This window comes from Mesorhizobium sp. M4A.F.Ca.ET.090.04.2.1 (assembly GCF_003999085.1).
Lineage (GTDB): Bacteria > Pseudomonadota > Alphaproteobacteria > Rhizobiales > Rhizobiaceae > Mesorhizobium.
Genome location: NZ_RZOT01000146.1, coordinates 1 through 11519, shown reverse-complemented (window position 1 = coordinate 11519; position 11519 = coordinate 1). Strand labels below are relative to the sequence as shown.

Genomic DNA, 11519 nt, shown 5'->3' with positions numbered 1-11519 from the left:
GGTGTGCCCTTCGCCGAGGCGGCCGGCAGGCTGGACTGCGCCGATCCGGAGGGCAATCGCCTGCGGATGGTGGTGGCCGGCATTTGATACACGTGGTCCAAACGCGGGGAGGGGCGGAAATGTCGATCAAGGTCATCGGCACCGGCTTTGGCCGGACCGGAACGGATTCGATGCGCGAGGCGCTGACCATCCTCGGCTTCGGCCCCTGCCATCACATGTCCGAGGTCATGGCCAAGGAGGAGCAGAAGCGGCTGTGGCGCGCGCTGGCGAAAGGGGCGGCGCCGGACTGGAAAGAACTGTTCTCGGGCTACAATTCCTGCATGGACTGGCCGTCGGCGCACTATTGGCCAGAGCTGATCAAGGCCTATCCGGACGCCCGCGTCATCCTCACCTGGCGCTCGCCGGAAAGCTGGTGGGAAAGTTTCGAAAAGACCATCCTGGCCGGCATCGGCCAGATCGAGGACCAGGACGCGCTCGGCCTTACCCTGATCGCCAGGCAGGTGTTCGGCGGCCGTCCGCACGACCGGGCGCATGCGATCGCCGTCTACGAAGCCAATGTCGAGGCAGTGATGGCGGCCGTACCGCGCGAGCGGCTGCTGGTCCACCGGCTGGGCGACGGCTGGCAACCGCTCTGCTCCCATCTCGGCGTTCCGGTGCCCGACCAGGCCTATCCCAACCGCAACAACACGAAGGAATTCCGTTCGGCGTTTTCGCTGAAATAGGCACCGAACTCTTCAGGCGATGGCGAGATCGACGTCAATTCCGGACGGAAAACCGCTGCACTTTCCCGGAATTGCTCTAATGCGCAGTTCCCGCGACCTTTCGCCAGCGAGACCTGACCGCCTCCAGCAGTTCGCGCTCGCCGGTGTGGGCATTTCGAAAAATGGCCACAACCATTTCCGCCAGAATTTCGGTATCCGGCCCCAAAGGGTCGAGATGTTCATCCACGCAAACCTGATCGAACACGCGTTCGCAAATGGCCAGATCGTGCGGGCAGAAGCAGGTGTGATTGAAGCGCCGACGGGGCATTTGAGCGAACCTTTCAGGGCCCGCCGCCCGTGCTTGCGGCGGGCTTTTACTGAGGAACTGCCGAGGCGATGAAAAGCCCGAGTAACAATATCGGCAACAGTATTGTCATACGACTACTCTGGGCCAGGCAATTGCATCGTTAGCAGGCCCAAGATCCGCGCGCACTCGTGGGCCTTGTACTGCCCGGCAATCATCAATTGATAGTAATCACGCCGTTTTTCTTCCGGGACACGAAAGCCGCGTCGAAATGCGGCCGCCTCCTTTGGCGTCCTGGTGCACCCGAGTTTGCTGGCGCTGACCTTTAAACTCGCCAGGGAGCATCCGATCTTGGCCGCAATATCTTTCAGGGGTTCATTGTTAACGTACCCGTCAAGAATGATCTTGCGGCGAGCTTCCGCTTTGAGCTTTGCGTTCATCTCGTGGCCTCCTCAACTACGCTTTCACGATGCCGGATTCTATACGCACCGGGTTGAAGAGTGTCGTTATCGTCACATCCATAAACTTGTCTCGGAATGCATTTCTTACTGTAATCCAGCGTGATGATGGCCGCTTCTGTGGACTTGAGTTCCGCCAGTCTTGCCAAGTGCCTGTGATACACCACATGATTGACGTGGGCGCATGGGTATACCGGATTCGGATATGGTACCCTGCGATGGATGCTAAGAAGCAGGACGAGGCGCGTTCGAGGCAGGCGCCGGAGCGTGAGCGACGTCGTTGGCCGCGCGAAGCTCAACCTCACCATGAGGTTGCCGGGTCACTGGCGCCGGCGCTCGACCCCTTGCCATTTTCAACGCTCGATCTGGCGCCAGAGCATCAATTCGCCGCTTGGCAGGCGCATATGGCACCGCTTGTCGAGGTCAGGCTGCCGGATGACAAATCGCTCGACGACGGCTTTCCCGCCGAGCATACGGCCTGGAACTTCGGCGGCATGCTGATCGTCCAACAGCGTGCACCAGCGCATAGCTATATGCGTTCCGCCGCCAAGCTTCGGTCGAGTTCGATCGATCATTGGTATATCGCCTTGCCACGTACTGGCCGGTCGTGGACGGAGGTCGATCGTCGCGTTGCGGAAAACGAGCCCGGCAAATTGGAGATCAGATCGCTTGGCTACCCGTTTCGCGGGCGGACAACGGAATCCGAAAGTCTCTTTCTCTATTTGCCGCGTGATTTGTTCGCCGATGCGACGGCAACCCTGGATGCAAAGAACAATTCAATTCTATCCGGCAACTTTGCCAACCTCTTGCTCGACTACCTCAACAGCATAGAAGCAAGGCTGCGCAGTCTCACGGCTGACGATCTGCCTCGTATCGTGCACGCAACGCGCAGCATGATCATTGCCTGCCTCTCGCCCCAGGCGGAACATACGGCAGCCACCGAACAATTGGTGAGTGTCGCGCTGATGGAGCGGGCGCGTCGATACGTCCACAACAATCTGGATGCGGCCAATCTGACGCCGGATTCAATGTGCCGGGCGCTCGGCGTCTCGCGCTCCCGTCTCTATCAGTTGTTCGAGCCGAGCGGTGGTGTCCTCCACTACATACAAAGTCGCCGACTTCTGGCAGCCCATGCTGCGCTTGGCGATCCGGCGGACAGCCGGCGCATTGTCGATATTGCGGAAGCCGTCGGGTTTAGCTCAGCCGCCAATTTCAGCCGGGCATTCAGCAAGGAATTCGGTTACAGCCCCCGCGAAGTCCGAAGTTCCGTGGCGTTGCCGCGCCTCGCCCAGTCTGTCTCGCTTGCTGAACACCACAAGGCCCCGTCCTTTGAAGGTTGGCTCAAGGCGCTCGGAAGCTGAGTCCAGGGTCAAAACGGAGCTTGCCGGGGGGAGGCTGCTTCGCCTCATGGCGCACAATATTTCGAATCGCCACCACCGCGCCATCAGTCACATAGCTAAATTGCCGCCGATTTCCGTTTATTAACGAATCGTAACTGTTCATCGTTATCGATAACTTGCCGCCAATCCAAGCGCCGCATGCATCGCAATTGCGCTGCATGCGGCGCTTGTTAAGACAGTGAGCTGAAAGTTTTGCCAAGCTTGACGGTTATGCTATTTCTAAACTGGGGGACGTGGAAATTTTCACCGCCTATGGAGGTGGCTCTTGCGCCCAGAGGCATCAGGCGTCGGTACGGAGAACGAGGGGCTTTCCTCAAGCGATGTTCCACGTGCCGGCGAGGCGCTTCTCCCAGACCTTTTGGCGAACACGACCGAACTTATGTCGTTCTATGATCGCGACTTCCGTCTGACGCACTACGCAGCCAGCCTCAAACGCATATACGGAAGCGCGGTGGCGCTGGGCGCCGCCATCTGGGAGATCTACCCGAGCTTCCTCGATGCGAGCTGTCGCGACGAATTTCTTCGGGTGTTCCAGGGCGGTTCTCCGGCAAGCATCGACTTGCCGCGATCGGCGGGCGAAGCGCCCCGGTCCGTTTTCGTCTTCGGCACAGCAGATGGTGCGGGAATCATCGAATCAAGGGAGCGCGGCGGGCGGAGCGCGGCGGATGAGCAGGAGCATGTAATTCTGCTCCATCAGGCGACGCACGACGTGCTGACCGGACTGCAGAATCGGCGGCGATTCGGCGAGCGGCTGCAGCAAGCGCTGACGGTCATAGGCGGATCAAAGCCGAAGGCCGCCTTGCTGCAAATCGACCTTGATGATTTCAAAGCGGTCAACGACACGCTCGGCCATGGAGCAGGTGACACGCTTCTTCAACTTGCGGCAGGTCGAATTCGTGACGCGCTGCAGGACGGCGAATCCGCCTACCGGTATGCCGGCGATGAGTTCGCCGTCATTCAATTGGGCAAGGAGCAGCCCGCGGAAGCCGAGCGCCTCGCCGGATCGCTGGTCAACGCGTTCAAGGAGCCGTTCGTCATCAACGGCATTCCTGTCTTCGTCGGCTCGAGTATCGGAATTGCTCTCGGGCCGGAGCACGGGACAGATGGCGAGCAACTGATGAAAGCCGCCGACATTGCTCTTTATGCAGCCAAGACAGATGGACGCGGCTGCGCTCGAACGTTCAACCGCTCGATGCTGCTCCTGCTCGAGCAACGCGAAAATCTGAGGCGCAGCCTTCGAACCGCGCTGGAGCGGAACGAGCTTTATCTGGAGTATCAGCCGCTCATTCGGCCTCCTTCGTCGGTGATCGGCTTCGAAGCGCTGCTGCGGTGGCGGCACCCCGAGATCGGGGTCATTCCACCCAGCGTGTTCATACCGATCGCCGAAGCCGACGGTCTGATGGATGAGATCGGTCGATGGGTGCTCGAGCAAGCCTGTCGCCAGGCATTGAGTTGGCCTTCTTCGCTGACGGTCGCAGTCAACCTGTCGCCGGCTCAGTTCCTCAGCGGTTCGCTGACAGATACCGTCGCTCAGATCATCGACGAGGTTGGAATTCGAGCCGACAGACTTGAACTTGAGATAACCGAGACGGTTCTTCTTGAGAGGACAATCGACAATATCGACACGTTGAATACTCTGAACGTATTGGGAATACGAATTTCGCTCGACGATTTTGGAACATACTATTCATCATTGAGCTATCTTAAGAATTTTCCATTCGACACTTTGAAGATAGATCAATACTTCATCGCGGACCTGGAGACCGATCTCAAAGGCCAGACGATCGTGCGATCGATCATCAATCTGGCGCACGGCTTGGGAATAAGCGTCACCGCCGAGGGGGTTGAGACGTCGGCACAGGCACGGTGGCTGATCAAGGAGAATTGCGATTGCCTGCAGGGCAATTTCCTCGGCCGGCCGCTCGGTGCCGAGGCAACAAGCGATTTCATCAGGAGGTCCCCGCCGAAGGGGATACGGGCGATGGAGGGATCAAATCGGGCAGTGTAGCGCCTTGCACCCTTTGTAAAGCGGAGAGTGGTAAAAAACCAACGAGGCCCGTGCCGCGCAATTCCTGCGTGCGGAACCGGCTCATCGCGCCACCAGGCTCAACTACGGATGGAATAAGAGAGGACGCCGATGGGATCCGTTCATCATGACTTGGCTGGCGAGCCGACTTTCGAGCCGATGATCCAGATCGACATGGAGATCAGGACTTTCGTCTCCGCCTGGAGACACTGCGACTACGTCTCGACATATATGGCCCGCATGATCAGTCAAAATCGATCCGACTCGGTCCGCCATTCAAATCTCTTTTCCTCTGCCTTCAACGAATTGCTGGAAATCGCCTTTCGTACGCGCCATGCCGACGGCGAACTGGCGTGCAGGGTGTCTCGCCATGGCGCGACGGACCGGATCGAACTGACATTTCCTTGCGTGCCGGAGGAGCGCCAATTCTACGAGGAAGCCGTAAGCCAGGTCACGGGATACGAGGCCAGGGAACGATACCTTAATTCTGTTTCCGGAGATCTCGCGCCCAGCCGGGAGGTCGTACTGCTGGAACTGGCTGTCGACTACAACGCGACGCTCAGGGTCGAGGAAGCCGACGGCGATGCGATCACACTTATCGTGGATCTTCCGCTTGAGGGCCTGCAACATTGAGCCCTTACAACCTTCTCCCGCGCTTCAAGGCGCAATACGACGCCAACAACCAGGAGTTCTCCATATCGGGGGTGGTCCGGCCTCAGGCGATCGATGAGCTTGGGACGAGCCTGGCATTGCTTCGTGATGCGATCGGCCGTGTGCGCGGCGTTCTCTATGTCAACGTCAGGCGCCTGACGCAGATGAACAACGCTGCATTTTACGCCTTCTCGAGGATCATCATCGACGCCTGCCGCGCTCGACCCGATCTCAAATTCGTCGTCATCACATCAAGCGTCGTTGGATGGACCTCGCGAAAATTCGGGCGCTTGAGCAAAATCGAACCGAACATCACGGTCGAGCAGTATGACAGCCAATTCTATCCGGGACAGGGCTTCCTTGAGGAAGGCGGTTTTGTTCCAATCCTGCGCACACAGACAAAGATGACCTGGCGCCACGAGCGCGCGATCTTGCCGCGACACGGCATGAGGCCTGGGATCGTCATGGCCGACATCTGTTGCGGGATCGGTGATTTCGCCGTGCTCGTGCAGAAGGAGTTCCAGCCATCGCGGATCGTCGCCCTCGACCACTCCATATCAAGCCTGAACTATGCTCGACAGGTGATGCAGGAATTCGACATCCGGGGTATCGAATATACCTATGGCGATGCGTCGGAAATGCTGCTCGACGAAGCGCAGTTCGATTTGGTCACCTGCCGACATTCCCTTCAAATCTTCAATCGACCTGAACTTATCCTCAAGGAGCTCTACCGCATTTGCAAGCCAGGCGGGCGGGTTTACATTACCAACGAGAAGAATTCGCACTGCCTCGGCGAGCCGCGCGCCGAAAGCATTCGTTGGACCTACAACGAGGTGGCGAAGCTGTTCGGGCATTTCGAGATGGACGTCGAACTTGGGCCCAAAAGCAGGCGATACCTGCTCGAAACCGGATTCGAAGACATCCGTGTCGAGACCTTCATGGTCACCAACCTGGACGGCGACCCGCAGGACTTCGCCGATGTCATTGTAGCTTGGGCGGATGTCTATGCAGGCGAGATGGCGACCAGACGTGGCGACGGACCGGAGTTCGTTGCACGGTTCCGGCAGGGCTTCCAGGACCACATTTTCGCTGCGCTCCACCCCAAGGGTTACGCGGGCTGGCCGATCTGGGTCGCATCGGGGCGGCGACCGCAATGAAAGCCGACGCTGAGCCTACACCACGCTTCGGCATGCGCTCCTTTCGAGCGAAATTCGTACTGGTCGTTGGTGGCGCGGTGCTGTTCGACCTCCTGATGAGCGGTGGCCTGGCGCTTTGGAACGTTCAAAAGCTGTCGCGCGATGCCACGTCGGAAGTCGGTGAGGGCCTGACGACCGCAAACCAGGAATACATTCGCTCCTATGCCGAATCGACGGCCTTAAGTGTCGACCTGCTGCTCGATCGCGTTCACGGGGACGTCAAGGCCTTGGCCGGCGTGCTGCAGGCCCAGATCGACGACCCAGGCAGGCAGCAACAGGTCGGAGCGACGCTGTCGCATCAGGCGCCCGGCTCCGTGAAGGTCGTCTACGACACCAAGGGCGATTGGGCGCAGAATCTGCCGGGCTCGCCATCCGTGATAAGTGTCTGGGGTTACCTATTGGGGGCCGACCACAATCCGTTGCCGGGCGTCGAGAAGGAAATAGAAGACAGTACCGTGATCGATCTCGTCGCGCCGACCCTCATGGCCAGCGGGGCGTCCAAACTGCAGATGTACTATATTGGTCCAAAGGAACGGCCGATCTTCAGGACGGTGCCCTATACGGACCAGGCACAGACCTTCGACCGGCTCTATCCGGGCCACAACAAGGCGGAGTTCTGGGAGTTCTTCTTTCCGGGAATCTATGGGTCGTGGCAGCAATGGGCCAGGGATCCAGCCTCCCGTCCGGTCCCTGACGACATAACCCAGACAGCGCCTTACACCGATGCAATCACGGGAAAGCTGATCGTCAGCTTTTTCCAGCCGTTGTGGACGCAAGATCGCACCGGTATCGCCGGTACGGCGGGGGCGGATATCACGCTCGATCAGCTCGCGGAAGTCGTCGAACGTGTGAAAATCGCCGAAACCGGGTTCGGCTTCCTCACAATGTCGACCGGCAACGTGGTGGCGATCAATCCGTCGGGCCAGGCGATCATCGGCCTGACTTCATCGAGCGATGCAGGCACGCAGGGCGTCACCGGCCTGGAGAGGTCGCTGCGTGGCAGCACGCAGCCCGCCATCGCGTCGCTGCCCCTCGACCAGAACAATGACGGTGTCATTCAGCATATCCTGCTCGACAACAACGGCGAACGCGTCCCCTACATTGTCGTCCTCAAGAGGTTGAAGCCGACCAATCTGTGGAGTTCGGGACCGATCAAGTCCGAAATGATGTCGGTCGGGATCGTCGTCCCCGAACGGGAGATCTATGCGTCTCTCGTCGCCGCGCAACAGAGTATTTCCCGCGCAACCAATCGTATCCTGATCTTCCAGGTCGCCGCGATCGTCGTTTCGCTTCTGATTGTCTTTGCGGCCGTGCTCGGGATTTCGAAGCGCATCACCGCCGGCCTCAGGTCGCTTGCCAGCGCCGCCCAGCGGCTCCAGTCCAAGGACTATTCCGTGCGCGTGAGCATTCCAACGCGCGACGAGGTTGGAGCGGCAGGCATCGCCTTCAACCGCATGGCTGAGGAGATCAGCTTTCATACCGAGAACCTCGAGCAACTCGTCGACGAACGAACCAGGGAGCTCGGCGACGCAAATCTGGAGATTTCCGCGCTCAACGAAAAGCTGCGGGACGAGAACGTCCGCCTCGGTGCCGAACTCGCGGTAGCCCGGCAGATCCAGATGATGGTCTTGCCGAAACCATTCGAACTCGAAGCGATTCCGGGGCTGGAGATCGCAGCCTACATGCGGCCGGCCGACGAGGTCGGCGGGGACTACTACGACGTCCTGCGGAACGGATCGCGGGTCAAGATCGGCATCGGCGACGTGACCGGCCATGGTCTCGAGAGCGGCGTGCTGATGCTGATGGTCCAATCGGTTGCGCGCGCGCTGCAGGAGACCAACGAAGCGGATCCGCACCAGTTTCTGAATCGGCTGAACAAAGCAATCTACAAGAACATCGAGCGGACCAACACCGACAAGCATCTCTCGCTGGCCTTTCTTGACTTCGAGGATGAGCGGGTAACGCTATCCGGCCAGCATGAGGACGTTCTCGTCGTGCGCGCGGATGGGGAAGTCGAACGCATTGATACGCTTGATCTGGGTCTGCCGGTTGGTCTGGAGAGCGACATCTCGCAGTTCATCGACACGCGTGACATCCAGTTCGGGAGCGGCGACGTGATCGTGCTGCACACCGACGGTGTGACCGAGGCGGAAGACCAAAACAAAAGACTGTTCGGGTTCGAGCGGCTCTCCCAGAGCGTGCAAAGACGTCACGGCAGGAGCGCCGAGGAAATCAAAACCGGTATCATCGACGATCTGATGGCCCATATCGGAATCCAGAAGATCCACGACGACATCACCCTAGTGATCATAAGGCACACGTAGGCAATGACAGCGCTATTCGGTACCCCTGACATTGCAATCGGGATGAGGGAGAACGTCAGTCGCGTGCGGCTGTTCGACGGACCTCTCGACCTGAGTTGGCGTCATTGCGCAACAACCTCGGACTTCATCGCCGATCTTTTCGCGTTGCGCTTTCAGTCGTCTCGCAATGACTACATGGAAGTGCGTCATAGCATCGGATATCTGGTCAACGAGCTCATCGAAAATGCTGTCAAATTCCGCGCGCCAGGTGAGATCGTGATCGAGGCGTCGATGGATTCGGAATGCTTCAAGCTCAAGGTGTCGAATGACGTCGACGGTCAAAACGTATCCGAATTCCAAAGTCTACTGGCGGACATCACGGTTGGCGATCCCAAGGACCTGCTGATACAGCGAATAGAAGCGAATGCCGCGAACCCCGACATGTCGGGCTCCGGGCTCGGACTGCTGACTTTGATGAGCGACTATGGCGCACGCCTGGCCTGGATATTCAGCTCAGCGGACGAAAGCGATCGGGTTTGCCTGGAGACATATGCCTCCATACCGATCTCGCAAACTCAAAACTAGATGAAACGAAGCCAGGCTATGGAAATCAAAACCGACGACTACCGCGTGTGGATTGAAGGAAGCGATATTTTTTTCGACGGTTCAATGCGGCTCGCCAGTTCACAGGCCGGCGCGCCTATCATGGCTTTGGCGACCGGCGTTCTCGCCACAAATCCCGCGTCCATTACGCTCAATTTGAAGGACCTTCACTTTCTCAACTCTTCCGGCATCAACCTGCTTGCGAAATTTACCATCGAGGTGCGCAAGCATCCCGATGTTCGACTCGTCGTGCGCGGAACGCCCGACATACCCTGGCAATCGAAATCATTGCCGAATCTGAAGAAGCTGCATCCGGCCCTGGTGCTTTTGATGGACTAGGGCCTATTGGCTTTCAGGCCGGCATTACCGGAAGACCAACGCCCGAATTGTCCAAGGGACTGAGCGGGGCCTGCGGCAATCCTGGATGGCACAGGCCAGTCGGGACGGCGCTGGAGCGCCGTGCCGAGCAAGATATGTACGCCAGGATAAGTATTGGGATGCGAAGCTAACGACAATCCGGCCTCGTTCGTAGATGTTCGAGATGGCTTAGCGGGGGCTCGGCCACAGTGGCTTAGCGGGGGCTCGGCACAGGCGGCAGGCGTTCCGGTTGGGGGAATGTCCGGCTGCCTGTGCCGATCAGCCGCCGCTGGCGGTCAAAGGTGGCGTCATTGAGTAAGCGAGCCAAGGTCAAAAGCGGCCGGCTGGAGTTCATTCCGCCGCAGATCCCGACACGGGTCGAGCAGCCGCCCGAAGATGAGGGATGGGTTCACGAGGTCTATCTCGACGGCTACCGGACGCAGATCATCATCGACAGTGGCGGCGTGCGCCTCTACAGCAAGAACGGCCGCGACTGGACCACGAAATACTGGCCCATCGCGCTGGAAGTCGAGCTGCCATGCCGGGCTGCCATTATCGACGGCGAGGTCATTGTGCCAGGCGAGCAGGGCGCTCCCGATTGCCCTGCGCTGGAAGCCGCGATTTGGAACGAGCCGAGCCGGCTGGTGTTCGTCGCCTTCGACATCCTCCATCTCGACGGTCGCGATCTGGCCTCCTTGCCCCTGCTGCAGCGAAAGCAGGCGCTGTGGCAACTGGTCGAGCCGGGCCTCGGCAAGATCCGGTACAGCGAGCATTTCGCGGGCAGTGCGCTGGCGATCATCCGCGCCACCGAGAAGATGGGGCTCGAAGGCATCGTCTCGAAGCGCGCCGACAGCCACTACAGCAGCGGACCGTCGAACACATGGCTGAAGGCCAAATATTCCGCGCCCATCCCGGCGTAGCCGTCCCGGACAAGGCCCAAGGGTGCGGGGCCACCTTAGGCCGCCACCTCAACCGGAAGGCCCGCAGCCTTCCATTCGGGGTAGCCGTCCTCGAGCCGATGAACGACATACCCACGCGCCCGCAATGACGCGACAGCCTCGAAGGACAGAACGCAATAAGGACCGCGGCAATAGGCGATGACCTCCCGGTTGGCGGGAAGCTCCGCCAGCCGGCGTTCAAGGTCAGCGAGCGGAATGTTGAGCGCCCCCGGAAGATGTCCAAGCGCAAATTCGTCCTCCGACCGGACGTCGAGAACCGTGACAAGACCGTCATGCAGTCTTGAGACAAGGTCTTCGCGCGACACAGCCTCCAGCGCGTCGCGTGCGTGGAAGTAGTCGGCCATGACGCGATTGACCTCGGCGACGTTCCTCTCGCCCACGCGCCCCAAGGCCTTCATCAACTCAACCACCTGGGTATCTCCGGCAAGACGGTAAAGCACATGCTTGCCGTGCCGCCGCGCCTCGACAAGGTGCGCGCGCCGGAGGATCTGAAGGTGGCGCGAGGCGTTGGCAAAGCTGAGGCCCGCCCGTGCCGCAAGCCCCTCGACATTCCGTTCACCC

The 11519-nt window shown here is 59.5% G+C and carries 12 protein-coding genes; 9 read left to right on the top strand and 3 right to left on the bottom strand.

Annotation, left to right across the window (positions count from 1 at the left end):
- Positions 1-119: 119 nt before the first annotated feature.
- On the top strand, positions 120-722 hold the full coding sequence (locus tag EN781_RS12805; protein ID WP_127400041.1) for a sulfotransferase family protein: 603 nt from the start codon (positions 120-122) through the stop codon (positions 720-722).
- Between the two features lie 76 nt (positions 723-798).
- Here the strand turns inward: EN781_RS12805 and EN781_RS12800 are convergent, their stop codons facing one another.
- Together EN781_RS12800 and EN781_RS12795 are read right to left on the bottom strand one after the other, a co-directional pair.
- Positions 799-1029 carry a hypothetical protein gene (locus EN781_RS12800; RefSeq protein WP_126055316.1) on the bottom strand — a complete coding sequence of 77 codons (231 nt, stop codon included), beginning with the start codon at positions 1027-1029 and terminating at the stop codon, positions 799-801.
- A 113-nt stretch (positions 1030-1142) separates the two neighbouring features.
- Positions 1143-1445, bottom strand: coding sequence for a hypothetical protein (locus EN781_RS12795; RefSeq protein ID WP_126055315.1), 303 nt, complete (start codon positions 1443-1445; stop codon positions 1143-1145).
- A 236-nt stretch (positions 1446-1681) separates the two neighbouring features.
- Between EN781_RS12795 and EN781_RS12790 the strand changes: the two genes are divergently transcribed.
- The 8 genes from EN781_RS12790 to EN781_RS12755 all read left to right on the top strand — a co-directional run bounded on the left by EN781_RS12790 (position 1682) and on the right by EN781_RS12755 (position 10919).
- Positions 1682-2824, top strand: a complete 1143-nt coding sequence (locus EN781_RS12790) for a helix-turn-helix domain-containing protein (protein WP_126055314.1) — start codon at positions 1682-1684, stop codon at positions 2822-2824.
- A 418-nt stretch (positions 2825-3242) separates the two neighbouring features.
- Positions 3243-4871, top strand: a complete 1629-nt coding sequence (locus tag EN781_RS12785) for a bifunctional diguanylate cyclase/phosphodiesterase (protein ID WP_245455504.1) — start codon at positions 3243-3245, stop codon at positions 4869-4871.
- Positions 4872-5000: 129 nt separating this feature from the next.
- Complete coding sequence (locus tag EN781_RS12780) at positions 5001-5522, top strand: ubiquinone biosynthesis methyltransferase UbiE (RefSeq protein WP_126055313.1); 522 nt, start codon at positions 5001-5003, stop codon at positions 5520-5522.
- Positions 5519-6697 carry a class I SAM-dependent methyltransferase gene (locus tag EN781_RS12775; protein WP_126055312.1) on the top strand — a complete coding sequence of 393 codons (1179 nt, stop codon included), beginning with the start codon at positions 5519-5521 and terminating at the stop codon, positions 6695-6697. The genes EN781_RS12780 and EN781_RS12775 overlap by 4 nt, the downstream gene beginning before the upstream one ends.
- Positions 6694-9060: a SpoIIE family protein phosphatase gene (locus EN781_RS12770; protein ID WP_126055311.1), complete on the top strand. Its 2367-nt coding sequence runs from the start codon at positions 6694-6696 to the stop codon at positions 9058-9060. Before EN781_RS12775 ends, EN781_RS12770 begins: the two co-directional genes overlap by 4 nt.
- A 3-nt stretch (positions 9061-9063) precedes the next feature.
- Positions 9064-9624, top strand: coding sequence for an ATP-binding protein (locus EN781_RS12765; protein ID WP_189347531.1), 561 nt, complete (start codon positions 9064-9066; stop codon positions 9622-9624).
- Positions 9625-9642: 18 nt separating this feature from the next.
- Entirely contained in the window at positions 9643-9981 is a 339-nt protein-coding gene (locus tag EN781_RS12760; RefSeq protein ID WP_126055310.1) for a hypothetical protein, read from the top strand.
- 320 nt (positions 9982-10301) lie between these two features.
- Positions 10302-10919: an RNA ligase family protein gene (locus EN781_RS12755; RefSeq protein ID WP_245455503.1), complete on the top strand. Its 618-nt coding sequence runs from the start codon at positions 10302-10304 to the stop codon at positions 10917-10919.
- Between the two features lie 35 nt (positions 10920-10954).
- Here EN781_RS12755 and EN781_RS12750 read toward each other — a convergent pair.
- The coding region (locus EN781_RS12750) for an ArsR family transcriptional regulator (protein ID WP_127400040.1) at positions 10955-11519 on the bottom strand (565 nt) is incomplete at its 5' end.

What these genes read in the sequence shown, in the direction of transcription:
- EN781_RS12805 (WP_127400041.1), top strand. Translation starts at nt 120, where the DNA reads ATGTCGATCAAGGTCATCGGCACCGGCTTTGGCCGGACCGGAACGGAT.
- EN781_RS12800 (WP_126055316.1), bottom strand. Translation starts at nt 1,029, where the DNA reads ATGCCCCGTCGGCGCTTCAATCACACCTGCTTCTGCCCGCACGATCTG.
- EN781_RS12795 (WP_126055315.1), bottom strand. Translation starts at nt 1,445, where the DNA reads ATGAACGCAAAGCTCAAAGCGGAAGCTCGCCGCAAGATCATTCTTGAC.
- EN781_RS12790 (WP_126055314.1), top strand. Translation starts at nt 1,682, where the DNA reads ATGGATGCTAAGAAGCAGGACGAGGCGCGTTCGAGGCAGGCGCCGGAG.
- EN781_RS12785 (WP_245455504.1), top strand. Translation starts at nt 3,243, where the DNA reads ATGTCGTTCTATGATCGCGACTTCCGTCTGACGCACTACGCAGCCAGC.
- EN781_RS12780 (WP_126055313.1), top strand. Translation starts at nt 5,001, where the DNA reads ATGGGATCCGTTCATCATGACTTGGCTGGCGAGCCGACTTTCGAGCCG.
- EN781_RS12770 (WP_126055311.1), top strand. Translation starts at nt 6,694, where the DNA reads ATGAAAGCCGACGCTGAGCCTACACCACGCTTCGGCATGCGCTCCTTT.
- EN781_RS12765 (WP_189347531.1), top strand. Translation starts at nt 9,064, where the DNA reads ATGACAGCGCTATTCGGTACCCCTGACATTGCAATCGGGATGAGGGAG.
- EN781_RS12760 (WP_126055310.1), top strand. Translation starts at nt 9,643, where the DNA reads ATGGAAATCAAAACCGACGACTACCGCGTGTGGATTGAAGGAAGCGAT.